Origin of the sequence: Mesorhizobium sp. Root157 (genome assembly GCF_001427385.1) — a bacterium.
Taxonomy (GTDB): Bacteria; Pseudomonadota; Alphaproteobacteria; order Rhizobiales; family Rhizobiaceae; genus Mesorhizobium.
The window spans coordinates 392,345-418,389 of record NZ_LMGJ01000001.1 but is presented as its reverse complement, the minus strand read 5'-3'; the positions used below and the strand labels follow the sequence as shown (position 1 = coordinate 418,389).

The 26,045-nt window shown below is 62.9% G+C and carries 25 protein-coding genes and 1 riboswitch; of the genes, 16 read left to right on the top strand and 9 right to left on the bottom strand.

Annotated elements, in window-relative coordinates:
• Positions 1-6 precede the first annotated feature (6 nt).
• Entirely contained in the window at positions 7-906 is a 900-nt protein-coding gene (locus ASD64_RS02090; protein WP_056099876.1) for a DMT family transporter, read from the bottom strand.
• A 203-nt stretch (positions 907-1,109) separates the two neighbouring features.
• Between ASD64_RS02090 and ASD64_RS02085 the strand changes: the two genes are divergently transcribed.
• From ASD64_RS02085 to ASD64_RS02075, 3 genes are all read left to right on the top strand, one after another.
• Positions 1,110-2,408 (top strand): adenylosuccinate synthase, encoded by a 1,299-nt coding sequence (locus tag ASD64_RS02085; protein ID WP_056099873.1) that lies wholly within the window; start codon positions 1,110-1,112, stop codon positions 2,406-2,408.
• A gap of 69 nt (positions 2,409-2,477) precedes the next feature.
• Positions 2,478-4,001 (top strand): hypothetical protein, encoded by a 1,524-nt coding sequence (locus ASD64_RS02080; protein WP_056099870.1) that lies wholly within the window; start codon positions 2,478-2,480, stop codon positions 3,999-4,001.
• A 169-nt stretch (positions 4,002-4,170) separates the two neighbouring features.
• On the top strand, positions 4,171-5,109 hold the full coding sequence (locus ASD64_RS02075) for a homocysteine S-methyltransferase family protein (RefSeq protein WP_056099867.1): 939 nt from the start codon (positions 4,171-4,173) through the stop codon (positions 5,107-5,109).
• Between the two features lie 22 nt (positions 5,110-5,131).
• Here ASD64_RS02075 and ASD64_RS02070 read toward each other — a convergent pair whose 3' ends face one another.
• Both ASD64_RS02070 and ASD64_RS02065 read right to left on the bottom strand, forming a co-directional pair.
• On the bottom strand, positions 5,132-6,955 hold the full coding sequence (locus tag ASD64_RS02070) for an ABC-F family ATP-binding cassette domain-containing protein (RefSeq protein ID WP_056099865.1): 1,824 nt from the start codon (positions 6,953-6,955) through the stop codon (positions 5,132-5,134).
• Between the two features lies 1 nt (position 6,956).
• A complete protein-coding gene (locus ASD64_RS02065; RefSeq protein WP_056099862.1) occupies positions 6,957-7,601 on the bottom strand; it encodes a thiamine diphosphokinase in 645 nt (214 codons plus the stop codon).
• A gap of 92 nt (positions 7,602-7,693) precedes the next feature.
• Positions 7,694-7,805, top strand: a riboswitch (TPP riboswitch).
• A gap of 47 nt (positions 7,806-7,852) precedes the next feature.
• On the opposite strand from ASD64_RS02065, the gene thiB reads away from it, so the two are divergent.
• From thiB to ASD64_RS02045, 4 genes are all read left to right on the top strand, one after another.
• Positions 7,853-8,851, top strand: coding sequence for a thiamine ABC transporter substrate binding subunit (gene thiB, locus ASD64_RS02060; protein ID WP_056099860.1), 999 nt, complete (start codon positions 7,853-7,855; stop codon positions 8,849-8,851).
• Between the two features lie 86 nt (positions 8,852-8,937).
• Complete coding sequence (thiP, locus tag ASD64_RS02055; RefSeq protein WP_056099856.1) at positions 8,938-10,557, top strand: thiamine/thiamine pyrophosphate ABC transporter permease; 1,620 nt, start codon at positions 8,938-8,940, stop codon at positions 10,555-10,557.
• Positions 10,554-11,315, top strand: a complete 762-nt coding sequence (gene thiQ, locus ASD64_RS02050) for a thiamine ABC transporter ATP-binding protein (RefSeq protein ID WP_056099853.1) — start codon at positions 10,554-10,556, stop codon at positions 11,313-11,315. The genes thiP and thiQ overlap by 4 nt, the downstream gene beginning before the upstream one ends.
• Positions 11,316-11,417: 102 nt before the next feature.
• Positions 11,418-12,938, top strand: coding sequence for a M48 family metalloprotease (locus ASD64_RS02045; RefSeq protein ID WP_056099851.1), 1,521 nt, complete (start codon positions 11,418-11,420; stop codon positions 12,936-12,938).
• A 77-nt stretch (positions 12,939-13,015) separates the two neighbouring features.
• Here the strand turns inward: ASD64_RS02045 and ASD64_RS02040 are convergent, their stop codons facing one another.
• Positions 13,016-13,219, bottom strand: a complete 204-nt coding sequence (locus ASD64_RS02040; RefSeq protein WP_056099848.1) for a YdcH family protein — start codon at positions 13,217-13,219, stop codon at positions 13,016-13,018.
• A 246-nt stretch (positions 13,220-13,465) separates the two neighbouring features.
• Between ASD64_RS02040 and ASD64_RS02035 the strand changes: the two genes are divergently transcribed.
• The 3 genes from ASD64_RS02035 to ASD64_RS02025 all read left to right on the top strand — a co-directional run bounded on the left by ASD64_RS02035 (position 13,466) and on the right by ASD64_RS02025 (position 16,086).
• Positions 13,466-13,645 carry a YdcH family protein gene (locus ASD64_RS02035; protein ID WP_056099846.1) on the top strand — a complete coding sequence of 60 codons (180 nt, stop codon included), beginning with the start codon at positions 13,466-13,468 and terminating at the stop codon, positions 13,643-13,645.
• A gap of 320 nt (positions 13,646-13,965) precedes the next feature.
• A complete protein-coding gene (gene ispG / locus ASD64_RS02030; protein WP_056099843.1) occupies positions 13,966-15,222 on the top strand; it encodes a flavodoxin-dependent (E)-4-hydroxy-3-methylbut-2-enyl-diphosphate synthase in 1,257 nt (418 codons plus the stop codon).
• A gap of 45 nt (positions 15,223-15,267) precedes the next feature.
• Positions 15,268-16,086, top strand: coding sequence for a transglycosylase SLT domain-containing protein (locus ASD64_RS02025; protein WP_413813564.1), 819 nt, complete (start codon positions 15,268-15,270; stop codon positions 16,084-16,086).
• A gap of 81 nt (positions 16,087-16,167) precedes the next feature.
• Here the strand turns inward: ASD64_RS02025 and ASD64_RS02020 are convergent, their stop codons facing one another.
• Complete coding sequence (locus ASD64_RS02020; protein WP_056099837.1) at positions 16,168-18,501, bottom strand: response regulator; 2,334 nt, start codon at positions 18,499-18,501, stop codon at positions 16,168-16,170.
• Positions 18,502-18,603: 102 nt separating this feature from the next.
• On the bottom strand, positions 18,604-19,539 hold the full coding sequence (locus ASD64_RS02015; protein ID WP_056099835.1) for a polyprenyl synthetase family protein: 936 nt from the start codon (positions 19,537-19,539) through the stop codon (positions 18,604-18,606).
• A gap of 85 nt (positions 19,540-19,624) precedes the next feature.
• Between ASD64_RS02015 and ASD64_RS02010 the strand changes: the two genes are divergently transcribed.
• The 3 genes from ASD64_RS02010 to ASD64_RS02000 all read left to right on the top strand — a co-directional run bounded on the left by ASD64_RS02010 (position 19,625) and on the right by ASD64_RS02000 (position 21,688).
• Positions 19,625-20,398, top strand: coding sequence for a biosynthetic peptidoglycan transglycosylase (locus ASD64_RS02010; protein ID WP_056099832.1), 774 nt, complete (start codon positions 19,625-19,627; stop codon positions 20,396-20,398).
• A gap of 513 nt (positions 20,399-20,911) precedes the next feature.
• Complete coding sequence (gene rpmF / locus ASD64_RS02005; RefSeq protein WP_008834724.1) at positions 20,912-21,094, top strand: 50S ribosomal protein L32; 183 nt, start codon at positions 20,912-20,914, stop codon at positions 21,092-21,094.
• Between the two features lie 186 nt (positions 21,095-21,280).
• Entirely contained in the window at positions 21,281-21,688 is a 408-nt protein-coding gene (locus tag ASD64_RS02000) for a hypothetical protein (protein WP_056099829.1), read from the top strand.
• Positions 21,689-21,708: 20 nt separating this feature from the next.
• On the opposite strand, the gene ASD64_RS01995 is transcribed toward ASD64_RS02000, so the two are convergent.
• From ASD64_RS01995 to ASD64_RS01985, 3 genes are all read right to left on the bottom strand, one after another.
• The gene (locus tag ASD64_RS01995) at positions 21,709-21,981 is read right to left on the bottom strand and encodes an ArsR/SmtB family transcription factor (protein ID WP_056099828.1); all 273 of its coding nucleotides are present in this window, start codon (positions 21,979-21,981) and stop codon (positions 21,709-21,711) included.
• Between the two features lie 31 nt (positions 21,982-22,012).
• Positions 22,013-23,260, bottom strand: a complete 1,248-nt coding sequence (locus ASD64_RS01990) for an MFS transporter (RefSeq protein ID WP_056099825.1) — start codon at positions 23,258-23,260, stop codon at positions 22,013-22,015.
• Positions 23,261-23,369: 109 nt separating this feature from the next.
• Positions 23,370-23,564, bottom strand: a complete 195-nt coding sequence (locus ASD64_RS01985; RefSeq protein WP_056099822.1) for a DUF1192 domain-containing protein — start codon at positions 23,562-23,564, stop codon at positions 23,370-23,372.
• Positions 23,565-23,772: 208 nt separating this feature from the next.
• On the opposite strand from ASD64_RS01985, the gene ASD64_RS01980 reads away from it, so the two are divergent.
• The 3 genes from ASD64_RS01980 to ASD64_RS01975 all read left to right on the top strand — a co-directional run bounded on the left by ASD64_RS01980 (position 23,773) and on the right by ASD64_RS01975 (position 26,011).
• Positions 23,773-24,783: an NAD(P)H-quinone oxidoreductase gene (locus tag ASD64_RS01980; RefSeq protein ID WP_056099819.1), complete on the top strand. Its 1,011-nt coding sequence runs from the start codon at positions 23,773-23,775 to the stop codon at positions 24,781-24,783.
• 184 nt (positions 24,784-24,967) lie between these two features.
• Positions 24,968-25,108, top strand: a complete 141-nt coding sequence (locus ASD64_RS20310) for a DUF1127 domain-containing protein (RefSeq protein ID WP_082549812.1) — start codon at positions 24,968-24,970, stop codon at positions 25,106-25,108.
• A gap of 216 nt (positions 25,109-25,324) precedes the next feature.
• Positions 25,325-26,011, top strand: coding sequence for a DUF1013 domain-containing protein (locus ASD64_RS01975; RefSeq protein ID WP_056099817.1), 687 nt, complete (start codon positions 25,325-25,327; stop codon positions 26,009-26,011).
• Positions 26,012-26,045: the final 34 nt, after the last annotated feature.

The following is a 26,045-nucleotide window of genomic DNA, read 5'->3' as shown; positions in this document are numbered from 1 at the left end:
GCGTCGTCACGGCTGCAGTGCCGCCACCTTGCGGCCGCTATATTCCGCGATCAGCACGCCGCCGAGCACCAGAACCATTGCCACCGCGTGGTAGGGTTGGAAGTCTTCCCCAAGGATCAGTACCGCCAAAAGCGCACCCCACAGCGGCAGGAAATTGATGAACAGGCCGGCACGGTTGGCCCCGATCAGTTCCACGCCGCGAATGTAGAAGGCCTGCGCGATCAGTGAGGGAAACAACACCACATAGGCGATGATCGCCCATCCCCTGGCGTCTGGCAGGATCGTGGCGCCGGCCTGGGCTTCCGCGAAGACGAAGGGTATGGCGCTTAGGAAAGCCCCGAGGCAAAGGGCTGCCATCAGGCTCATCCAATGCACCTGCGGCTTGTGGCGTAGCGCGGCCGTGTAGATACCGTAGGTCAGGATCGCCAGAAGCATCAGCGCATCGCCGAAATTCATGTCGAGATGGACGAGGCGCTCGATCTCGCCATGCGTCGCGGTAACGATGACGCCGACGAAGGACAGGGCGAAGCCCACGATCTGTGCCGCCGTGGTTCGCGTTCTGAAAAGAACGAACGACATGGCAAAGACGAACAGCGGCATGCCGCCCTGCTCGATGCTGACATTGGTGGCCGTGGTGTAGAGCAGGGCGCAGTACATGGCGACGCTGAAGATGGTGAAGCCAAGCATGCCCATCAAAAGAAGGAACCAGATGCGCTGCCGAATGACAGGCCAGTCGGCTGCTAGCTGGCGGCGGCCGACGACCGCCAGGATGGCGAGGGTGAAGCCCCAGCGCGATGCTGTCAGGATCATCGGCGACACATGCCCGACCGCCAGCTTGCCGGCAATTGCGTTGCCGGCCCAAAACAGCATGGTCAGGAGCAAAAGGAGGTAGGCGTTTCGGTGCATGGCTGTGTCCGATATATCAAGGCCGGGTTCGGGCTAATACCGCTTGACGGTCAAGTAAATGATGCGAAAGACGAAAATTGTTGTGCCTGGGGTGCATTCCGGCGGCAAAGAATGGTCGCGCAGGCTCTTGCATGACGCTATAGAGGCCTGTCGTTTTTGACGGGTCGGCCGTTGTTTGCGGTCGGGATTGAAGGGAAGAAAACATGGCCAATGTGGTGGTCGTCGGCTCCCAATGGGGCGACGAGGGCAAGGGCAAGATCGTCGACTGGCTGTCGGAACGCGCCGATGTGGTGGTGCGCTTCCAGGGCGGCCACAATGCCGGGCATACGCTCGTGGTCGACGGCAATGTCTATAAACTCTCGCTGCTGCCGTCAGGCGTGGTGCGCAAAGGCAAGCTGTCGATCATCGGCAACGGCGTCGTCTTCGATCCGCACGCCTTCGTGGCCGAGGCTACCAAGCTCAAGGCGCAAGGGGTGGAGGTGACGCCCGAGCGCCTGAAAATAGCCGAAAATACAGCGCTTATCCTGTCGCTGCACCGGGAACTGGACGGATTTCGCGAGGACGCGGCCTCCAATTCCGGGACGAAGATTGGCACGACCCGGCGCGGTATCGGCCCAGCCTATGAGGACAAGGTAGGCCGGCGCGCCATCAGGGTGATGGATTTGGCGGATTTGGACACGCTTCCTGCGAAGGTCGACAGGCTGTTGACCCACCACAATGCCTTGCGGCGCGGCCTCGGTCACGGCGAGGTGGCGCATGATGTGATCATGCAGGAACTGACCTCTGTCGCCGGAGAGATCCTGCCCTATATGGATCGGGTCTGGAAGATTCTCGACGATCGCCGCCGGGCTGGCGAGCGCATCCTGTTCGAGGGAGCGCAAGGCACGTTGCTCGATATCGATCACGGCACCTATCCGTTCGTGACCTCGTCCAATACCGTCGCCGGGCAGGCGTCGGCCGGATCGGGCGTGGGTCCGGGCGCCCTGAGCTATGTACTTGGCATTACCAAGGCCTATACGACCAGGGTCGGAGAGGGACCGTTTCCCACTGAGCAGCAGAACGAGATCGGCGAGTTCCTCGGCACCAAGGGGCACGAGTTCGGGGTCGTCACCGGGCGCAAGCGGCGCTGCGGCTGGTTCGATGCGGTGCTGGTGCGCCAGGCGGTTGCCGTCAACGGCATCAAGGGCATCGCGCTGACCAAGCTCGACGTTCTCGACGGGCTACCCGAGATCAAGGTGTGCACAGGCTACACGCTCGACGGCGAGGTGATCGATTACCTGCCGGCGAGCCAGGGCGCGCAGGCGCGCGTCCAGCCGATCTACGAAACCCTTGAAGGCTGGCAGGAAACCACGGCCGGGGCCAGAAGCTGGGCCGACCTGCCGGCGCAGGCGGTGAAGTATGTACGCCATATCGAGGAATTGATCGGCGCACCTGTGGCGCTACTTTCAACCAGCCCGGAACGGGACGACACGATACTTGTGACCGATCCGTTTCAAGACTAACACTCCCGATTTGCCGGCCGCGAGCCCAACCGAGGACTGCCGGCAAGGAAATGACAGGTCGACTGAAGCATGGCAGATTTCGTTGCGGTTCTGAAAAAGACGCTCGACGGTCTCGGCGAAACGACGCCGCAGATGCGGGCGAGGGTCTACGACAAGGCCCGCTCGACGGTGGCTGCCAAGCTGGCGGCCATCGAGCCTGCGCCGCCGGCTTCGGTGGCCGAGCGTCAGACGCGCGCGCTGGAAGATGCCATTGCAACGGTGGAGCGGGGCTTTGCGCCGCCGGTGGCCGCAGACATCGATCCGCTGGCGGAACTGGACAATATCTTTTCCTCGATCGACAAGAACAAGAACCAGCCCAACCATGTCCGGCCGGCCGCCAAGGCCGAACCTTTGTCGCCGAACCTGGAGGCCAGGCCGGACCCGTCCTGGCGCAAGGCCGAGCAGGCGGTGTGGACAGAGCCGGCGCCGCCCGAGTTGCCGGCGGCCGGGAACGGCCCCTCGTACACGGCAGGCGAAGAGCTTGAGACGGAAGGCGATCGGCGCGGCGATGTGTTCGCGTCTGGCGACGAGCCGGATGGCAAACGCAGCTACCGGGGGCTGATCGCGGCTGCCGTTGCCGTGTTGGTCGTCGCCGGCGGTGCCTACGGCGTATGGTCGAACAAGGATGCCTTCCAGGGTATGTTCGCGTCCAGCGACGAGCCGACGCCTGTCGTGGTCAAGCCGGTGAAAGTTGCGCCGCCGACCGCCAGCGAGACCGCAGCTGCCGAAACCACGCCGGCGCCGGCCAATAACCCGGCAAGCGGGAACGATGCCGGCGAAGCGGCAAAGTTCACGCAGCGCCTGCTGCCGGACGGAAATGAAACCGATCCCGGTCCGGCCGGCGGTGAAAGCGGTATCGGCGAGGGCACCTCCGTCGTGGCGCTGACCACGCCGCCGCCTGCCGTTGCGCCTACGGAGCCGGGTTCCGAAGGGTCGGCCACGCCGCCCGCCGCCGGCGAAGGAACAGCACCGGCTGCTCCCGAAGCGCAGGCTGCCGTACCTGTCGGGCAGAAAGCGATCTTTTACGAAGAGCGTACCAGTGTCGCGCAGGGTTCGGCCGAATCCGGCAATATCGTCTGGTCACTCGTGCAGGAATCACCTGGCGGCGATGCGCCTCCCGAACCGGCGATCCGGGGCGAGGCGACAATTCCGGGCAAGGATGTGCAACTGCGCCTGACGATCCGCCGCAATGCGGACCAGACGCTGCCCGCGAGCCACATCATCGAGATGATATTCCTGACACCCGACGGCTTTGAAGGCGGCGGCATCGAGAACGTGCTTCGGATTGCCATGAAGGCTGCCGAGCAGGAAGCTGGCAGCCCGTTGATCGGCATCCCGGCCAAGATCGCCGACGGCTACTTCCTCGTTGCCCTCAATGATACCAAAGCCGACGAGAACGCCAACATGACGCTCCTGCGCAATCAGGATTGGATCGACGTTCCGGTCATCTACAAATCGGGGCGCAGGGCGCTGCTGACGATGGAAAAGGGTATCCCCGGCGACAAGGTGTTCGATGAAGCGCTGAAAGCCTGGCAGGTAAACTCGGCTGGATGAAACACCGCTGCGGCGGCGGTGCCTTCCTGTGGCAGTTTCGTCGGCATGTGCTAATATTCTGAAACAGTGATTGGCGGCACGCGACGTTTGCGCCGCGCCGCTCTTTTGCTGTGGCATCGGACTAACCGAGAACAACCTCTTGAGGCTCCACGGCTAGCGGAGCACGCGCATGTGCGCTGCAAGGATCGATCCGAGAAATCTGGGCGAAGCCGTTCTTCTCACAGATGGCGGGCTGGAAACTTCGCTTGTCTTTCTGGACGGGATCGAATTGCCGGGCTTCGCGGCCTTCCCCCTGCTTGACGATGCCAAGGGCCTGGAACGGCTCGATAGCTATTTCAGCCAGTATCTGGATATCGCCGAAAGGCATGGTGTGGGTTTCGTGCTCGATACACCCACCTGGCGAGCCAATCTCGATTGGGGCGAAAAGCTCGGCTATTCGCGTGAGGTTCTGGCTGGCGTCAATCGCCGCGCCATTGCGCATGCGAGGGCGCTTGGCGCGCCTTATGTGGCGCGCGGCATGACGGTTCTGGTGAACGGCGTCATCGGCCCGCGCGGCGACGGCTACCGGCCCGACGCGCTGATGACGACCCGGCAGGCGGAAGACTATCATTGCGATCAGATGAGGGCCTTTGGCGATGCCGGCGCCGACATGGTCAGCGCCGTTACCATGAACTATCCCGACGAAGCTGTCGGTATCGCCTGCGCCGCGATGAGTGTCGGATTGCCTTCGGTGATTTCCTTCACGGTCGAGACGGATGGCCGCTTGCCCTCGGGGGAAAGCCTGCAGGAGGCGATCGAACTGGTCGATGACGAGACCGACGGCGCCCCGGCCTATTTCATGATCAACTGCGCCCATCCAAGCCATTTCGAGGCCATTCTCAGCGACAATGCACATTGGGTGAGCCGCATTCGCGGGGTGCGGGCCAACGCCTCTACCAGGAGCCACGCGGAACTCGATGGGGCGACCGAACTCGACCCAGGCGATCCCGCCGATCTTGGCCGTCGCTACCGTGCGATGCGCGACCGTTTCAAGCATATTTCGGTGCTTGGAGGATGTTGCGGCACCGACAGCCGCCATATCGAGGCGATCTGCGAAGCCTGCCTATAGTGCCAGGCGCTGGATCCGGCTCTCATCCCTCCAGTTCTTCGCGCAGCATTTCCAGTTCCAGCCACTCTTCTTCAAGGGCGGCAAGCGTGACGCGCTCCTTGTCAAGCGCGGCGATAATCTTCTGGAATCCCTTTGGGTCTCGCTCATAGAAGGCCGGATCGGCGATGTTGTTCTCGAGTGCCGCGATGGAGGCGGATACGGCGGCCATCTTGGACGGCAGGTTCTCCAGCGCGAACTTCTGCTTGAAGGACAGCTTCTTCGCCGGAACCTTGGGCTCTGTCTGTTCGGCCCGCTCCGCCGCCGCAACAGCTTCCCCGCCAGCCGAGCGGGCGCGCAACTTGCGGTCGTCCAGTCTGGTGCCCCCGCGCTGGGCCAGCATGTCGGAATAGCCGCCGGCATATTCCACCCAGCGGCCGTTGCCGTCCGGGGCTATGATGCTGGTCACCGTGCGGTCGAGGAAGTCGCGGTCGTGGCTGACCAGAATCACCGTGCCGGCGAAGCCTGCGACCAGTTCCTGCAACAATTCCAGCGTTTCCATGTCGAGATCGTTGGTCGGTTCGTCGAGCACCAGAAGGTTGGCCGGGCGAGCGAGAACGCGGGCCAGCAGCAGCCTCGCCCGTTCGCCGCCGGAGAGTTCGCGCACCGGGGTGCGTGCCTGCTCCGGCTTGAACAGGAAATCCTTCATGTAGGAGACGACGTGGCGTTGTTCGCCGTTGATGACGAGGCTCTCGCCGCGGCCGTCGGTCAAATAGTGGGCAAGTGTTTCGTTCGGATCGACCGATTCGCGCTTCTGGTCGAGCGTGGCGATCTCGAGATTGACGCCGAGGCGGACCGTGCCGGCGTCGGGCGCCAATTCGCCGGTGAGCATCTTGAGCAGCGTCGTCTTTCCCGCGCCATTGGGGCCGACGAGACCGACGCGGTCGCCGCGCTGGATACGGGTCGAGAAATCCTTGACCACGGTGAGGTCGCCAAAGCTCTTGCCGATGCCTTTCGCTTCGATGACCAGCTTGCCGGATTCGGCCGCGTCGCTGGCCACCATGGTGGCGGAGCCTTCGGCACCCTTGTGGCCGCGGAAGCGCTGGCGCATCGTCTGCAACTCGCCAAGCCGGCGCATGTTGCGCTTGCGCCGCGCCGTCACGCCATAGCGCAGCCAATGCTCCTCGCGCACGATCTGGCGGCCGAGCTTGTGCTGCGCGCGCTCCTCTTCTTCCAGCACCTTGTCGCGCCATTCCTCGAAATTGCCGAAGCCTCGGTCCAGCCGTCGGGTCTGGCCGCGATCCAGCCAGATGGTGGCGCGCGAGACACGCTCGAGGAAGCGGCGGTCGTGCGAAATCACGATCAGGGCTGAAGAGGTTCGGACAAGTTCCTCTTCAAGCCATTCGATGACCTGGAGGTCGAGGTGGTTGGTCGGCTCGTCGAGCAGCAGGATATCGGGTTCCGGGGCCATGACGCGGGCAAGCGCCGCACGGCGGGCCTCGCCGCCGGACAACTCGTCGGGGCGCTCTTCCCCGCTCAGGCCCAGATGTTCCATCAGGTAGGTGGCTCGATGCGGGTCGTCGGCTGGGCCGAGGCCCGCCTCGACATAGGCGCGAACGCTGGCGAAGCCGTCCAGATCCGGCACCTGGGGCAGGTAGCGGATGGTCGCCGAAGGTTGGCGGAAGACCTCGCCGTCCTGCGCCTCGACCAGTCCGGCGGCGATTTTCAACAATGTCGACTTGCCGGAACCGTTGCGGCCGACCAGCGCGATCTTGTCGCCGGGGGCTACCGTCAGCTCTGTCCCGTCGAGCAGCGGCGTGCCGCCGAAAGTCAGCTTGATGCCGGTAAGATTGAGCAGAGGCGGGGCCATGTCAGCTTCCGGAAATGGGGAAGGGATGGGCAACCAGCAACGCACGGCCGCTGGCGAGTTGGATGCGCAGCTTTCCGGCGACCGCGTTTGATATGGTCAGAGATGAGCCGAACGGCACCTCGACGTTGGCAAGTGGCCACCTTGCCCCTTCGACGGTCAAGCCGGCCAGATCGGAAAAGCCGTGGATCGAGAACATGGTGCCTTCGCCATAGTCGAATTCAGCCGACCGGTTGAGCAGCGGCACACCCTCCTGGGCGCCGCTGGTCAACAGAACAGAGACACCGTTTTCCGCAAGGCGCAGCGCCAGTGCCAGGTGCAGGAAGGCGTGGTCCGCGCGCAGCCCGCCGAATGCTCCGGCAAGGATCAGCGAGGTCGCGCCCTTTTCACGGGCAATGTCGATGGCCAGTTCGCCGTCGGTCTTGTCCTTTTCGGCCGGGAATTTCCGCGTCGGCACCGATTGCAGGCGTGGCGGCAAATCCTTTGGGACCGAATCGAAATCGCCGACCCAAAGTTCCGGTGTCAGGCCGAGCAATTCGGCATGGCGGATGCCGGAATCGGCAGCGATGACGCGTGTTCCCGCGACCTGATCGTCAAGCACCGGGGTGCGGACAAGGTCGCCGCCCAGAAGAATGGTGAATTGGCTCATGGGCGAGGCCCTTAGCAGCCCCCATGACAGAACGGAAGTCCGACACAAGCAAGCTGCTCTTGCATGGCCGGTCATCGCGGACTATGTGTCAAAACGCTCTAACGGGGTGCCGGACGCGTCATGCGGACCGGCTGAGAGGCAAAATGCCAACCCGCTGAACCTGATCCGGCTTGTACCGGCGGAGGGATTAGATGCTTTCGGGAACTCCCGGCGCCTCAATTCCCTTAATTGTTTGAACGAAGGAGGCGCCGATGCGCACATTGCTTTTATCGTTTCTCGCAGCCACCACGCTTGCCTTGATTGTCCCGGCGGCAGCCAAGGACAAGCTCACCGTCTACACCTATGAAAGTTTCACCGCGGAATGGGGTCCGGGTCCGCAGGTGAAAAAGAACTTCGAGGCCGAATGTGGCTGCGAAGTCGATTTCGTCTCGGTCGCCGACGGCGTCGCCCTGCTGAACCGTGTCAAGCTGGAAGGGGCTTCGACCAAGGCTGACGTGGTTCTGGGGCTCGATACCAATCTGACCGCCGAAGCCAGGCAAACCGGGCTGTTTGTCCCGCATGGCACCGTCGGCGACATCAACGTGCCGGGCGGCTGGAGCGACGATATCTTCGTTCCCTATGACTACGGCTATTTTGCCATCATCTATGATGCCGAAAAGCTGAAGACGCCGCCGAAGAGCCTCAAGGAGCTGGTCGAGGGCGATCCCGAACAGAAGATCGCCATCCAGGATCCGCGCACCTCGACGCCCGGACTTGGCCTGCTGTTGTGGGTCAAGTCGGTCTACGGCGACCAGGCGGGCGAGGCCTGGGCCAAGCTCAAGGGCCGCGTGCTGACGGTGACGCCCGGCTGGAGCGAGGCCTATGGCCTGTTCACCAAGGGCGAGGCGCCGATGGTGCTTTCCTATACCACCTCACCGGCCTACCACATGGTGGCCGAAAGCAGCGAACGCTACCAGGCGGCCGCCTTCGAGGAGGGGCATTACCTGCAGATCGAAGTTGCCGGCGTCACCACGACAGGAGCCGGCAATCCGCTGGCGGAAAAGTTCATCGCCTTCATGACCGGCCCCGGCTTCCAGGATGTCATCCCGGAAACCAACTGGATGTTCCCGGCCGGAAAGACCGACAAGCCGCTCAACCCGGCTTTCGACAAACTGGTCAAGCCGGCCAAGACCTTGCTGTTCAGCTCCGAGGAAGTAGCTGAGAACCGCAAGGCCTGGGTGGACGAATGGCTCGGCGTGATGAGCAAATAGTTCTTCCCCACCCTACAGGAACACCCTTCTCCGGCTGGTCGGAAAAGGGTGTTCCAACAAACCGGTTTTTGGGCACTTTGCAGCCTATGCATTCGACCCGTACATCAGACCCCCGCATTCACGCCGGTATCATTGCGCTGGCATTCGTCACGCTTTTGATCGGCGGGGCGTTCGCCGGCCTGATCGCCGAGGGCGCGCGCGACATGTCGGGGGCCTATGCCGCTTTCGACGGCTATCTGGCGCGCGTCGCCCGTTTCACGCTGTGGCAAGCGATCCTGTCCACCCTGTTTTCGGTGCTGCCGGCGCTGTTCGTCGCCCGCGCACTGGCGCGCCATCCGCGCTTCTTCGGCCGCGACCTGATCCTGCAATTGTTTGCGGTGCCGCTGGCGCTGCCGGCGATCGTCGCCGCGCTCGGGATTCTCGCGCTCTATGGCCGCGCCGGCTATTTCGCCGGCTTCCTGAGCGAACTGGGCGGCGGGACATGGCCGGGCATCTACGGTCTCTCCGGCATCCTCGTTGCCCATGTCTTCTTCAATCTGCCTCTGGCGGTGCGGCTGTTCCTCGAAGTGTTGCATGCCGTGCCGGCCGACCAGTGGCGGCTGGCCAGCCAACTCGGCATGGGTGCGCGGCCGGCCTTTCGGCTAATCGAATGGCCAGTGCTCAGGCAAGCGCTTCCGGGCGTTGCCGGGCTGGTATTCATGCTTTGCATCACCTCCTTCACCATCGTCCTGACGCTTGGTGGGGGGCCGCGCGCCACCACGCTGGAAGTGGCGATCTACCAGGCGCTGCGCTTCGATTTCGATCCGGCGCGTGCCGTGTCGCTGACCTTGCTGCAGATCGGGCTGACGCTTGTCGTCGTGCTCGTGCTTGCCCGCCTCGGCGCCAACACCACAGGCGATGCCAACCTGCAGGTCGCGCCGCGCCGCTACCATTCGGTCGGCAAGGGCGAGGCTCTCCTTAACGTGACGCTGATCGTGCTTGCGCTTGCGTTTGTCGCCGGGCCGATGGCCGCGACTGTCGCGGCGGGCGTTCAGGCCGACCTCGGGCGGCTGGTCATGGAGGACGCCGTGCGTCGTGCCGCACTGACCAGCATGGTGCTGGCATTCGTGTCTGCCTTGCTGGCGTCGGTCTTGTCGCTCGCCTTGATCATGGCGCGCCGCGCTCTGGCGCTGCGGCGTTCCGGGCAAGGCAGGACGCTTCTCGAACACGCGACCGATACCGGTGCCGGCTTCGTGCTGGTCGTGCCGCCCATCGTCATCGGCGCAGGCTGGTTCGTACTCCTGCGCCACAGCAGCGACGTGTTCGCGCTTGCGCCGGTGATGGTCGCGGCCGTCAATGCGGTGATGGCGATGCCCTTTGCGATCCGGGCGCTACGCCCCGCCTATGATGCCGCCAGCGAACGCCATGAGCGTCTGTGTGCGCTTCTTGGCATTTCGGGCTGGAACCGGCTGAAGCTGATCGACTGGCCGCCGTTGCGGCGCCCGCTGGCGACGGCGTTCGCTTTCGCCATGGCCTTGTCGCTGGGAGACCTTGGCGTGATCGCGCTGTTCGGCAGCGATTCGGTGCAGACGCTGCCCTATCTGCTCCTGTCGCGCATGGGCAGCTACCGCACCGAGGATGCGGCCGGACTGGCGCTGATCCTGGGTGCCGTCTGCCTCGTTTTGATGCTCGCCGCCAGCCGTTTCGGAAAGGAAGCTTCCGCATGAACGAACCGGTACGGGCAGGCGCGGCAGTCAAGCTTGAATCGGTGGAATTCAGCTATGGCGAGACCAGTTTCACCTTCGACGTGGCATTCGTCCCGGGCGAGATCACCGCGGTGATGGGACCGAGCGGTTCGGGAAAGTCGACCCTGCTCAATCTTGTCGCCGGCTTCGAGATGCCTCAGGCCGGCCGCGTCGTGATCGGCCGCACGGACGTGACGCTCGAAGCGCCGGCCAACCGCCCGGTGTCCATGGTGTTCCAGGAAAACAACCTGTTTTCGCATTTGTCGGTCGAAGACAATGTCGGGCTGGGCTGCTCACCCTCATTCAAGCTGAGCACCGCCGAGCGCGATGCCGTTGGAGAAGCGCTGGCACGGACCGGGCTCGACGGAAAGCAATGCCGCTTGCCGCGCGAACTGTCCGGCGGCGAGCGCCAAAGGGTGGCCCTGGCGCGCGTCCTGGTGCGCGACCGTCCGGTCCTGTTGCTTGACGAGCCTTTCGCTTCGCTGGGGCCGGCATTGCGCGACGGCATGCTGGATCTCGTGGCCAATTTGCAGGCCGAGCGGCGCATGACGGTGCTGTTCGTGACCCATCAGCCCGAGGATGCGCGTCGAATCGTCAAGAACATGGTGTTCGTTGAGAACGGCGCAGTCGCGGCGGCCGGACCTGCGGAGCATTTCTTCAACGGGGGTGGACCGGAGGCGTTCCGGCGCTATATCGGCTCCGAGAACGAATCACGAGATGTTGCCCGGAAGCGGACATAATTTACGGCCAAAGCGTCGCCAGCAGTCGGGGCCCGTTCTTGCTATGCAAGGTTGAGTGTGGCTAGGTCCGCACAAGGATGGTTGGGCAGCCCTGATTTGCCCATGGGAACGCGAAAGGACGCCGATCTGTCGACCGGCCTGGATCATATCAGCAAATCCACGCTGTCGCGCGCGCTCGTGCTGGCGGGCGCTGCCGTCGTCTTGGCCGCTTGTCAGGCAATCACGCCGCCCGGCGTGCAGGAATCGGCATTCCGTCCGTCCGACCGGCCGGTCACGGTCGACAATGTCACCGCCAACAACAAGCTGGCCGAACTGGCGCGTGCCCAGCATCCGCGCATTCTGGCCACTTACGGCGGCGAATATTCCGATCCCAAGCTTGAGCGCATGGTCGCCAAGGTCATCGGCAGCCTGACCACGGTTTCGGCTAATCCAACGCAAAACTACCGCATCACCATCCTCAATTCGCCGAACGTCAATGCGTTCGCGCTGCCGGGCGGCTACCTCTACATCACCCGCGGTCTCCTGGCGCTGGCCAACGATTCATCCGAGCTTGCCGCAGTCGTCGCGCATGAAATGGGCCATGTCACCGCCAATCACGGGTTGCAGCGTCAGCAACTCGAGGCGGAAGAAAGTCTGGCGACCAAGGTCGTCTCGGACGTGCTGGGCGATAGCCCTACCGCAAAAGTTGCGCTGATCAGGGGCAAGCTCAGGCTGGCACAGTTTTCGCGCAACCAGGAACTGGAGGCCGACGCCATCGGCATCAAGTCGGTGGGCGAGGCGGGCTACGATCCCTATGCTGCCAGCCGCTTCCTGCAATCGATGTCCACCTACACCGATTTCCGCTCGGTCAGCGGCGCGACGGACGCCAGCCTCGACTTCCTGGCGACGCATCCCAACACGCCGCAGCGTATCGAACTGGCGCTGCGCCATGCGCGCCAGTTCGGCCCGCCAGGCGTCGGCACGCGTGACCGGGACAGTTTCCTTGCCGGCATAGACGGTCTGCTTTACGGCGACACGCCGGAAGAGGGCTATGTGCGCGGCAATACCTTCCTGCATCCCGGGCTCGGCGTCTCGTTCTCGGTACCGGACGGCTTCATAATCGACAATTCGGCGACCGCCGTTACCGCGACCGGACCGGGCGACATGGCGGTACGCTTCGACGGCGTGACGGTGAGCCAGAGCCGCTCGCTGACCGATTATATCCGCAGCGGCTGGGTCGCCGGCCTCGACGACGCCAGCGTGCGGCAGGAAACGATCAACGGCAACGAAGCTGCGGTGGCCAGCGCCAGCGCCGAGGGCTGGCGCTTCGACGTCACCGTCATCCGCGCCGGCGGGCAGGTCTATCGGCTGCTGACTGCGGCCCCTGCGGCAAGCACCTCGCTCGACAGCGTTGCCCGCTCCGTCGGCGGCAGTTTCCGCATCCTGAGCCCTGCCGAAAAGGCGGCTTTGAAGCCGCTACGCATCCGCATCGTGACGGTCAAGCCGGGCCAGACCATGGGCACGCTTTCGGCCCAGATGGTGGGCGTGGACCGCAAGCTGGACCTTTTCCGGGTGCTCAACGCACTTGCGCCCGGCGCCACCGTCTCGGCTGGAGACAAGGTCAAGATCATCACCGATCGATAGCGCGCGCATCCTTGCCGATGCTCCGAAACCGGATCGGCTTTGGCAGCCTGACGCTGCGGCGGTTCGGCCTACCCGTATCAGGCGATGATGTCGGGGATGATGCGATCCTCAAGAGATCGCAGCCGGTCTTTCAGGGCCAGCTTCTTTTTCTTCATGCGCTGGATTTGCAGCGGATCGCAGCCGGTGGCGAGCATTGCATTGATGGCCGCGTCGAAGTCGGCGTGATCCTGCTTCAAGCGCGCGAATTCTAGGCGGATATCGGCCTGTTCCTGTTCGGACATTACTTACCGTCTGCATATTTCGGCGCCCACAGTGCGCCTTGGCTGGGAACCCTGTTGGGCGGAAACAGCGGCGTCGGGCCACTGAAGTCATGCAGATATCACATTTCAGCTTGTCGTGGAATGCGACCCAAGTTCATTCGACATCGGCTTGAGTTGATGGCACACTGTCATCGTGCCGTCACAGTGGGTACTTGCGGTGTGCCGTGACGGCTGCAATCGAGGAAACCATGAAAGGGAGAACCAATCATGTCTCTTGCATCCCATCTTGACGAATTGCAGAGGAAACACGGCGACATCGAGCGCGAGATTGACAATGCCTTGTTGCATCCGTCGGTCGACGATCTCGAAATAGCTAACCTCAAGCGACGCAAGCTGGCCATCAAGGACGAGATTGAAAAACTGCGAGGTCAACCGACTACGCACTGACGCACAAGGTCATCAAGTCAAAGCCGAATTGATTTCGGCGGCGTGAGCGTCGCCGAATGATATCGGGTTTTATTTCGACCGACCTGCCCTATCGGGTCAGGTAGGTGTTTTGGCGTGTCCGGCACCTGTTAAAACCCTGCTGATGCAATCGCCGCATTGACAAGTCGGGCGCTCTCCTCCACCTCATGCGAGGATTTTGCGCGTCCGCCAAAAGGATTTCACATTTCTCACGGCATGTTGCGCGCATTGATGCAGTGGGGCGCCCTGACGCATCCGGCCGGATGCGCGACGTCTCGAAAAGATTCTAGAGGCGGCCGGGCATGACCGGATACTATTCCTCACCATTTCAGCGCCGCGCCTCGGTCGGTGTCGATGTCGGCGGCGTCATGGTTGGCGGATCTGCGCCGGTCGTCGTCCAGTCGATGACCAATACGGATACGGCAGACATCGACCAGACGGTCGCCCAGGTGGCGGCCCTGCATCGCGCCGGCTCCGAGATCGTTCGCATCACCGTGGATCGGGACGAAAGTGCCGCCGCCGTGCCGTTCATCCGCGACCGGCTGGCGCGGCTTGGCGTCAACGTGCCGCTGGTGGGCGACTTCCACTATATCGGCCACAAGCTGCTTGCCGATCATCCGGCCTGCGCCGAAGCACTGGCGAAATACCGCATCAACCCCGGCAATGTCGGTTTCAAGGACAAGAGGGACAAGCAGTTCGCGGCGATCGTCGAGATGGCGATCCGTCACGACAAGCCGGTGCGCATCGGCGTCAATTGGGGTTCGCTCGACCAGGAGTTGCTGACCAGGCTGATGGACGAAAACCAGCGGAACGGCTCTCCCATGACGGCGCAGGACGTGACGCGTGAGGCGATCGTGCAGTCGGCGATCCTGTCGGCCGAGCTTGCCGAGGAAATCGGGCTTGGCCGCGACAAGATCATCCTCTCGGCCAAGGTCAGCGGCGTTCAGGACCTGGTCGCCGTCTATGCCGAACTTGCAACGCGCTCGAACCATGCCCTGCATCTCGGCCTTACCGAGGCCGGCATGGGCTCGAAAGGCATCGTGGCCTCATCGGCGGCGATGGGCATCCTTTTGCAGCAAGGCATTGGCGACACCATCCGCGTTTCGCTGACGCCCGAGCCCGGCGGCGACCGCACCAAGGAGGTGCAGGTGGCGCAGGAACTGCTGCAGACGATGGGATTTCGCCAGTTCGTGCCGATCGTGGCGGCCTGTCCGGGCTGCGGGCGCACGACATCCACCGTGTTCCAGGAATTGGCGCAGTCGATCCAGGACGATCTGCGCAAGAACATGCCGGTATGGCGCACCAGATATCCCGGCGTCGAGCAACTCAAGGTCGCGGTGATGGGCTGCATCGTCAACGGTCCGGGCGAATCCAAGCATGCCGATATCGGCATCTCCTTGCCGGGAACGGGCGAAATGCCGACCGCACCGGTGTTCATCGACGGCAGGAAGGCGGCGACGCTGCGCGGACCGAATATCGCCTCCGATTTCGAGAAAATGGTTGCCGACTATATCGAGCAGCGCTTCGGCCATGGCAGCAGGGCCAAGGCCGCGGAGTAGCCGATGCGGGCTCGGGACGCGGCGCGGCTCATTGCAATCCTTGCGATGCTGCTCGCCACTGAGGGGACGGCTGAAGCCGATCCGCCCAAGCCGGCAAGGGAGCGGCTTGTCGGCCGTGTGTGCGAACTTATCGAGGTTCACGCCGAGCGCGCCGGTTTGCCGGAGGCGTTTTTCGCCCGGCTGATCTGGAAGGAAAGCCGCTTCGACCCCAACGCCGTCAGCCCGGTCGGCGCGGAAGGCATCGCCCAGTTCATGCCCGGAACCGCAAAGATGCGCGGGCTGGCCGATCCTTTCGACATCGAGCAGGCGATTCCGGCGTCTGCCCGTTATCTCGGGGAGCTCAAGACAGGTTTCGGCAACCTCGGCCTTGCGGCCGCAGCCTACAATGCCGGCGAAAGCCGCGTGTCGCGCTGGCTAAGATCAGGCGGCTTCCTGCCGTTGGAAACCGAGGACTACGTGCTCGACATCATGGGCGAACCGGCCGACAATTTCACCGATACCGCCTATGCGGGCCGGGTCGCGCAACTGGACGAAAAGCAGAATTTTGCTGTCGCCTGCCGCAGGTTGCCGGTCACCATGTCGGCAACCGTGGCGATGGCCAGCGTGCACGTGAAGCCGTGGGGCATTCAGGTGGCAGGCACTTTCCAGCGCAGCGCGGCAATCAGGCAATGGCAACGCCTGAAAGCGAGATTTCCAGCTGTGCTCGGCGCACACGATCCGGTGGTCAGCCGGGTCCGGTCGCCACTTGGCTGGCGCGGCATCTATGCCGTGCGCATCGGAGCGGACAACAGGGGCGAAGCCAACACCATTTGCCGCGACCTGCATAGCGCCGGCGGTGCTTGTGTCGTGGTCAGGAACCGTTAGGCACCGGACCGGGATGCTGGACCTCGTTCTCGGAAAATTCCGATACTCTGAAAGCAAAGCGTTAGCTGTAGCGTGGCGCGATCAGGCGATCTTGACAGACATGGTTTCGCTCAACCAACTGCCGATCTTGGTTCCCAGGCGATCGGGCGAGATCGGCTTAGGCAGATAGTCGTCCATGCCTGAGTCGAGACATTTGTCGCGGTCGCCTTTCAGCGCGTGGGCGGTCACGCCGATGATCGGGATATGCTCGCCCTTGCCGGCTTCGTAGGCGCGGATGGCGCGTGTTGCCTCATAGCCGTTCATTTCCGGCATGGAGACGTCCATCAGGATCAGTTTCGGCTTCAAGGCCCGGTGCATCTCCACCGCCGTGCGGCCATTGCCGGCGATACGGTAGCTGAGGCCAAGTCCGTTGAGGATCTGGCCGAACACCAACTGGTTCACCTCGTTGTCCTCGGCGATCAGGATATCGATCGAGGCGTTCGCGGTGCCGGTGATTTCCGGGGCCGTTGTTACCAGGGCGGGATGGCGCAGGACCGTCGGGGCTGGACGCACTGGTTGCGGGGCCGGCACCGGCTCGCGCACGAAATGCGCCGTACCGGCTTGGGTACGCGCCTTCTGGATGACGGAGATGACGGTACCCAGAAGGATTGCCGAACGCGCCGGCTTGGTGAGATGGGCGGCGATACCGAAATCGATGACCAGCTTGCCGAAGTCGACCTGATCGACGGAGGTCAGCAGCACGACCGGAATGGAGGCCAGACGGCTGTCGGCGGCGATGGCCTTGGCCACGTCGGCGCCGCTCATGCCGGGCATCTGGTAATCGAGGATGATGCAGTCGACGGAGGCGCCGAGCTGGAACGCGCGGTCGAGGAAGGCGAGGCCGACTGCTCCGCTTTCTGCCGCCGCACAATCGAAGCGCCAGCTCTTGAGCTGCTCCAGCAGGATCTCTCGATTGACGGGATTGTCGTCGATGACCAGGACGCGCGCTCCGGTGACGTCACCGGGAACGACTTCGTCGCGCTGTTGCGCCTCATGCACAGGCAACGGCACGGTGAACCAGAAGATGGAGCCTCGTCCGATTTCGCTTTCGACGCCGATCTTGCCGCCCATCAGATCGACGAGGCGGGCACCGATGGCCAGGCCGAGGCCGGTGCCTTCGTGACGGCGGGTCGAGGAGGAATCCACCTGTGCAAACTTTTCGAACACGCTTTGCAGCTTGTCGGCCGGAATGCCGATGCCTGTATCCTCGACACCGACCTTGAGCCGGACGGTGCCGTCCACGACCTCACCGGACACATCGATCAGCACGTGGCCTTTTTCGGTGAACTTGATGGCGTTGCCGAGCAGGTTGGTGACGATCTGGCGGAAGCGGCCGGCATCGCCGACGACGAAGGCCGGCAGGCGCGGATCTACCCGCACGATCAGTTCCAGGTTCTTTTCAGCAACGCGAGCCGAAACCAGGGTTGCAACGTCTTCGACAGCTTCGGTCAGGCGGAACGGGGCAGGGTCGAGCGTCAACTGGCCGGCGTTGATCTTCGAGAAATCGAGGACGTCATTGATGATGGTCAGCAATGCGTTGCCGGATTTGACGATCACATCGGTGAACGTCTTCTGGCGCGGCGTGAGCTCCGTCTTGGCCAGAAGTTCGGCCATGCCGAGCACGCCGTTCATCGGGGTGCGTATTTCGTGGCTCATATTGGCCAGGAATTCGGACTTGGCACGATCTGCCGCTTCTGCCTTGAACAGCGACGCTGAGGTTTCGGCAAAAGCCCGGCGGATCGCCTTTTCCATCGGGCGGAATATCCAGAAGGCAACCGCGGCGAGTGCCGCGGCCATCAGGAAGGTTCCCCACAAAAGCAGCCGGTCGGCGCGCGCATCGGCGAGGCGTCGCTCGCTGTCGACGGCGGCACGGGCACGGACCAGCATGGACTGTGCAAACAGGTCGTTCTGGTTGCGGATTTCGCGATAGCTCCAGTCGTCGATCGACTTTGCTTCGGCCATCAGGTTGAGATTGCGCACCATGTCGCGCGCCGACCACAAGAGATAGCCGTTGATCGAGGCCGCTTTCAACTCGTCTACCGTCTGCCTGGTCAGGCGCGGGGAGATGTCCGCAACTTCGCTGGTCAGCGCTTCAATGCCCTGGGTAATCTTCTGGGCATGGCCGAAGGCGGCATTGGCCAGTTCATTGCGCGTATCCGGGCGCCAGGCGGAGACGGCCGTTTCAGCGAAGCTCGCGGCATTGTTGAGATCGCGCGAAAAGGCGACGAAATGCGCGCTCAGCGTATCGACCTGATGGCGATATGAATTGACGTGGTTCAGCGTGGCGATAAGGCCGCCGACGGACAATGCGAGAACCAGCAGGCCGGACAGATAACGAATCCGGATAGACCGGAAGAAGGACATGTATTCCGGCATGCGTAACCCCCAACACATACGCGCAATTGTAACGGCGGGGATCACACTGCATTAACATTAAGATTTCGTTGGTGCGGCAGAGCTTTGCGGCTTGGCCAGGGCCTATCTGGTGCGATTGGCGACGAATGTCGCCGCGGCTTTCAGCATTGCCGCCCGTTCGCCGTAGGGATCGAGCAAGGCGTGCGCCTGTTCGACAAGGCCGTTCAGTTGCCGGCGTGCCCAGTCGGCGCCGTGAAGGGCTGCCAGCGTGGCCTTGCCGGCGGCGGCATCCTTGCCGGTGGCCTTGCCGATCTGGCTGGCATCCGCCGTCATGTCGAGCAGGTCGTCGGCAAGCTGGAAGGCAAGCCCTATGGCCGAGCCGAATTCAGCCAGCCGTTCCTGGTCCGCCGACGAGGCATGGGCAAGGATCGCGCCGGCCTCGCAGGCAAAGCGGATCAATGCACCGGTCTTCATCGCTTGCAGGCGAATGATGCCGGCTTCGTCGGGGGAGGCATGCTCCGCCGCCAGGTCGAGCATCTGTCCGCCGGTCATGCCGCCAAGGCCGGCTGCACGGGCAAGGCCCTTGACCAGGACAAGGCGCGTGGCGGCTGTAGGCCTTTTTCCGTGCTCCCAGGGTTCGCCGGCAATGATATCGAAGGCAAGCGTGAGCAGGCTGTCGCCAGCGAGGATGGCCGTCGCTTCGTCATATGCCCTGTGCACGGTCGGCTGGCCGCGCCGCAGATCGTCGTCGTCCATCGCCGGCAAATCGTCGTGGATCAGTGAATAGCAGTGGACGCATTCCAGCGCAGCCGCCACGCAAAGCGCCGTATCGTCCCTGGCATCGGGGTCGAACAGGGCGGCGCTTTCCATCACCAGGAAGGGACGCAGCCGCTTGCCGCCGTTGAGCACGCCGTGGCGCATGGCTAAAAGCAGGCGCTCCGGCCTTGCGATCTCGCCGGAAAGCGGGCGATCGTCGAGACTGCGCCGCAGCCTGGCTTCAACGGCGCTGGCTTGCTCTGTCAGCCGGGTTTCAAAGGCGATTTCAGCGTCTGTCGTCATGGCGGCGAGCGGTAGCCGACACTCAGACATTGCGCAAGCAGTCAGGCGCCGTTATGCGGGAAGGTGATTGGCAGGGACAAGCCAGGTGCCGGAACCGATCATCGAGCAAGAGACTGAGGGATTGGTTCATGGAACCGAGGGACATCTCATGTCGCGAGCAAAAAGGGGCGGGCGGACCATCTCGCGCAAGAGCTTGATCCGCACCGGGGTGAGAGGCGCGGTCATACTTGCGCTCATTCCCGTGATTTTGACCATCCTCTACCTGCCTTCCTTCGTGCATCCGGTTTCAACGCTGATGCTGAAGGATTTGGCGACCTTCTCCGGCTACGACCGGCGCTGGGTGGGTATCGACGATATCGCCCCGGTGCTGGCGCATTCCGTCATCATGTCGGAGGATGGCCAGTTCTGTTCCCATCACGGCATCGACTTCCGTGAACTGAAGGGCGTGGTGAGCGACGCCATCGCGGGGGAGGCAACGCGCGGCGCCTCGACCATCACCATGCAGACGGTCAAGAACCTGTATCTGTGGCAGCGGCCGTTCACGACCTTGCGCAAAGTCGTCGAATTGCCGTTGGCGGTCTATTTCGACCTTGTCGTGCCGAAACGACGGATCATGGAAATCTATCTCAACATTGCCGAATGGGGGCCGGGCATCTACGGCATTGAGGCTGCCGCACAGCATCATTTCGGTGTTGCCGCCAGGAAACTGTCGCGCCGGCAGGCTGCCCTGCTTGCCGTTGCCCTGCCCAATCCGGTGGCACGAAATCCAGGCAAGCCAAGCCGTGGATTGAGGCAGTTGGCGAGCGTCATCGAGCGCAGGGCTGCGCGGGCTGGCGGATATGTCGGCTGTCTCGACTAGGGTCAGGACCTGTTAATTTGGCTCGAATGGCCGGAGCGGATTTGTGCGGATACGCGAAGCAATGCCGCAGGAAGGCTCAAGCCTTTCAAGACATTGCGACAAAGTAGTCCGGGCAAATCCATCCGATCCGAAGGACGATCGAACTGGCGTCGACCTGCTTCGTCAAAACCCTCGACTGGGGGAACAACCCCACTCTTGGGGCTTTTCCTTGCATCTCTCGCCATTTCGAACGCCATTCCAGCCAAATTAACAGGTCCTGACCCTAGATCTCGACGCGCTTGGGGCCGCCGCGGACGGTTGTGGATTTGCCAAGAACCGTGCCGGCTCGTCTCCGACTTGATCCCGCCACAGTCCGGCCGGTATAAGGCGTCGGCGCAAAAAATCTTGCCATGACGCTGGTCAAAGCGCCGTGGGCCGTGTATAGGCACGCCACTTTCTCCTAGAATTAGGCCCGACACGCGGCCCTTTCACCAGGGCATGACAGGCTTTTGAACACTTGAGTGGAGCATATCCATGGCCGTACCGAAACGAAAAACCTCTCCCTCGAAGCGCGGCATGCGCCGTTCGGCCGACGCGCTCAAGGCGCCGACCTATGTCGAGGACAAGAATTCCGGCGAAATGCGCCGTCCGCACCATATCGATCTGAAGACCGGCATGTATCGCGGCCGCCAGGTGCTGACGCCGAAAGAAAGCTGAGTTCGGCTTTCCCGCATTTGCGACGCATTCGAGACCGCCTTCGGGCGGTCTTTTGCTTTCCGGAAACCCGCCTGGGGCTTGACCGGCAAAGCGACCTGCATTCTACAACTGTGAGCAGGAGCGGATGCTCGCGCTGAAAGCAAACCCGCGCCGAACTGTCCTTGGCGCCTCGGTTGGAGACATGACATGCTGGCTAGCCTTCCGCTGCTGATCGTGCCGTTCATCATCTACAATCTCGGCCTTGCCGGCTTTTTCGGCTCCGGCGTCAACGGCGATCCCTGGGCTGCCGAAATACTCTCCATCGGCATGATGTCCGGCGGCGTCTTTTCCATGACGCTCGGCGATCTCATGGTCCTGATCGGCCTGGTCTTCTTCTTTGTCGAAATCCTCAAATCGACCCGCACCAGCAACGCCTCGGTGATCGATCATCTGTTGTCGACCTTCGTCTTCGTGGCTTTCCTGGTAGAGTTCCTGCTGATCAAGGGCGCGGCGCACTCGGTGTTCTTCACGCTGATGGTTATCACGCTGATCGACGTGCTGGCAGGTTTCTCGGTGTCGATCCGCGCTGCCGGCCGGGACGTCAATCTGAACTGACGGCGTCTGTGGGCGGGCGCTTACGAAGCCTGCGCATCCCAGAACTGGTCGAGCCAGATGTTCAGCTTGAGAAAGCCTGCATTGGTGACGGTATAGACGCGTCGCGTGCCGTCGGCCCGCGCACTGACAAGGCCGGCGTCAAGCAGCACTTTCAGATGTTGAGAAACGGCCGGGCGCGATACCGGCAGGCCGGCGGCCAGTTCGTTGACGGTTTTCGGCCCGCGCCGAAGCTCTTCGAGAAGATGGCGTCGGGTGGGGTCGGCGATGGCCGTGAACGCATCTATCAGCATCATGGTCTATTTGTGCGGTAAAGTTGCCCGAATCTCAACCATCGGTTTCATTTTTTGTGCGGGGGTCGAGCCGCAGCGATTCCGGCGTGATCGAGCGCTCGACCGGCAGTGTCTTGAAGGCGTCGCGCTCTTCGATCGGAACGGGCGCGCGGCGCTTGATGCGCAGCATGGTGTAGCCGGCAAGACAGATGTGGGCGAGCGCGGTGGCGAGGAAAAGGCTCTCGGGGCGCATCCACTCCATCAATGCGGCGGCCAGCAGCGGCCCGATCATGGTGCCGAAACCGTAGAGCATCAGCAAGCCGCTGGAAACCTTGACGAAATCTTCCGCCTTGGCGTGGTCGTTGGCGTGGGCGACCGCAATGGAATAGAGCGTGTAGGCGAAGCCGCCGTAGGCCGCGGTCGTTATCAGCACGACCAGGCCGGAACGCGGCTGCAGAAGGAAGACGACCAGGGCGAAAAACGCTGCGCCGAACGCGGCGCCCGCCAGCACAAAGCGGCGGTCGGTCTTGTCCGAGAGCCGGCCTGCCGGAAGTTGCATGACAGCGCCGGCGACGACGACAAGGCTCATCATCAGCGCGATCTGAGCCGTCGGGATGCCGGCGCGTGCGCCATAGACCGCGCCAAGCGTGCCCCAGGCACCATTGGCGATGCCGATCAGCAGGCAGGCGATCGCCGCGACCGGCGAGTTGGCGTAGAGCCCTGTCAGGTCGAGTTTCACGTCCTGCAGAGGTTGCGGTGTCGACTGGGTGGAAACGGCTGTCGGAATGAGTGACAGGCAAAAGAAGATGCCGGTGATCATGAACAGCGAGGCCGACTGAACGTCGCCGGCAGCCACGATCATCTGACCGCCCATGATGGAGGCATAGGTGACCATCATGTAGAGGCCGAAAACGGTGCCGCGGTTCTCGTTGGTGGCCTTTTCGTTCAGCCAGCTCTCGATGATCATGAAAGCGCCGGCCATGACGAAACCGGTGAAGGCGCGCAGCACGATCCAGGCGTATTCATCGATGATGAGCCCGGTGAGCAGGGCGATGATGGCGCCCGAGGCTGCGAAGGTGCCGAAGGCCCGCACATGCCCGGCGCGGCGAACGATGCGGGGGGCGAAATAGCAGCCGGCGACGAAGCCGGTTGCCCAGGCCGTGCCCATCAGGCCCAGCGAAGCGGTGGAAAACCCCTCCATCTGGCCGCGAAGCGGCAAGAGCAGGCCGTGCAGGCCGGAAGCCGCCAGAAGAAAGGCGGTGCCCCGCAGGAGCGACAGGATCGGTCTGTAGGTTGCAAACATCTGCGCGGTCCGGTGGAGAAATCGAATCTGGCGGGCACTGCCTGACAACAGCTTGTTTCAGGCTTTAGTTTGTTTCGGTCTTTTCAGGGGCATAAGCCGCCGCAGGCGACTAGCCCCGTCTGAAAAGCGCCTCGGCGGCGGATTTGGTCGAGCCCTTGGCGTGCAATTCGGCCTCGATGCGCGTGATCTCGGCACGCAATATATCGATACGCTCCTTGAGTTCGCCGACCGAGAGCAGCGCCAGGTCCTGGCCGATCTCGTGCGGCTGCGGCTTTTTCCTGGGCTCATCGTCGAAGATCGCCATGATCGCTCCCCGATAACCGGTTGGTAGCCTGCTGGAGCGCTTTCGAACCGCTCCAACTTCTCGCATTTGCGCAATTCCGGGCGGAAAACCAGCTTCCCCTTTCCTGGAATTGCTTCAGGCGGTTTGCCTGAATCGTCAGTCAGCATACATAGGGCAGGGGCCGTGATGCAAACAGCCGGCACATGCCGCAAAAAATGGAGACGGGAAAATGGCAAATGGGCACAAGATCCCCGAGAAGATGACGGCGGTTGCCATTTCGGAGCCTGGCGGGCCGCTGGTGCTCAAGGCGGAAAAGCGCGACGTGCCGCAGCCGGGACCGGGCGAAATCCTGATCCGGGTGCATGCCGCCGGGGTCAACCGGCCAGATATTCTGCAACGCAAGGGGGCCTATCCAGCGCCGCCCGGCGCATCCGACCTGCCAGGGCTGGAGGTTGCCGGCGAGGTCGCGGCGCTGGGCGAAGGCGCTCGGCGCTGGCGCCTGCGCGACCAGGTCTGCGCGCTGACCGCAGGTGGCGGCTATGCCGAATATGTGGTGGTGCATGCCAGTCATGCGCTGCCTTTACCGGCCGGTTTCACCTATACCGAGGCCGCCGCGGTGCCGGAGACCTATTTCACCGTCTGGCACAATGTGTTCGAGCGTGGCGCGTTGAAAGCGGGCGAGACGCTGCTCGTCCATGGCGGATCGTCGGGCATCGGCACCACCGCAATCCAGCTTGCCTCCGCCTTCGGTGCCTATGTCGTCGCCACCGCCGGTTCGAAGGAGAAATGCGACACTTGCCTCAAGCTCGGTGCCGACCGCGCGGTGAACTACCACGAGGAGGATTTCGTGCAGGCGGTCAAGGATGCGACCGGCGGCAAGGGCGCCAACGTCATCCTCGACATGGTGGGCGGCGACTATGTCGGCAGGAACTATTCGGCGGCGGCGGTCGAGGGGCGCATCGTCCAGATCGCCACGCAGGCGGGGGCGGTGGCAAGCGCCGATTTTTCCAGGCTGATGGTCAAGCGGCTGACGCATACCGGTTCGACGCTGAGGCCGCGCAGCGTCGAGTTCAAGGGCGCCGTGGCAGCCGCGCTTGAGGCGCAGGTATGGCCACTGCTTGCCGCCCGCAAGATCGCGCCGGTGATGGATATGATCTTTCCGCTCAAGGAGGCCTGGCGGGCGCATGAGCGCATGGAAGAGGGCGATCTTATCGGCAAGATCGTGCTCGACGTCGGTTAGTCTGCAATTCGGGTGATGGCATGCCCGCGAATGACGGTTCTCCGCGCTTTTCCGCGCGTTTACCGATCGTTCATGTTGCAATGCAGCAAATGCATTCCCGCTATGCAAAAGCGTCTGTTCAACAGTGAGGCAGGAAAGCCTATCTAAGCACCATCGAATTCAACCGAACTTGCTGGAGGCAAACATGAACCTGATCCGCTCTTACAAGAACTGGCGCCGCTACACGGAAACCGTCCGTGAGCTCAACCGCTTGAACGCCCGCGAACTCAACGATCTCGGCATCGCCCGCGGCGACATCGCCAAGGTTGCCCGCGCTGCTCTTTGAGCAGAGCTGGTCTGAAAGCAGAGCCGACGTCTGGCGTAACCATCGCGCCTCCGGTTCCGAACCCGCTGGACCCCGTCCGGCGGGTTTTGTTTTAGGCGGCAGAATTTCTTGCCCCCGAACGCGAACGCGTTTATATAGGCCTCGATTTTTCCTATTTTGGTGGCTCTAGAAACCACCGCCCGCGCGGGAACGCGGGCGAACGAGAAGGGTTTTTCGATGGCAAATACGCTTTTGATGCCGAAGGCGACCGCAGTCTGGCTGGTCGACAATACCGCGCTGTCCTTCGACCAGATCGCGCAGTTCTGCGGCCTGCATCCGCTCGAGGTGAAGGCGATCGCGGACGGTGAGTCGGCGCAGGGCATCAAGGGCATGGATCCGATCATGACCGGCCAGTTGACGCGCGAGGAAATCGCCCGCGGCGAAAAGGATCAGAACCATCGCCTCAAGTTGTCCGACCCCAAGGTGCGGGTGCCGGAATCCAAACGCAAGGGCCCGCGCTACACGCCGCTGTCCAAGCGCCAGGACCGACCCAATGCCATTTTGTGGCTGGTCCGCAACCATCCCGAACTGAAGGATGCGCAAATTTCGCGCCTGGTCGGCACCACCAAGTCGACCATCGAGCAGATTCGCGAGCGCAAGCATTGGAACGCCGCCAACCTCGTGCCGATGGATCCGGTGATGCTCGGCCTGACCTCGCAGATCGATCTCGACATGGAAGTCAACCGCGCCTCGCGCGGCCGCGATCAGGCGCAGCCGGCCGGCGATACGCTGCTGCCGGCGTCTCTGACCGAGCGGCTCACGCCTGAAGCCGCCAAGCCGAAGGACGAGGATGCCGAACTCGACGCCAATGCCGTGTTCGCCAAGCTCTCGGCTTTGAAGTCGACGGATAACGACGAAGAATAATTACAGGCTGACCTGAACCGACTTGGCTGATCCG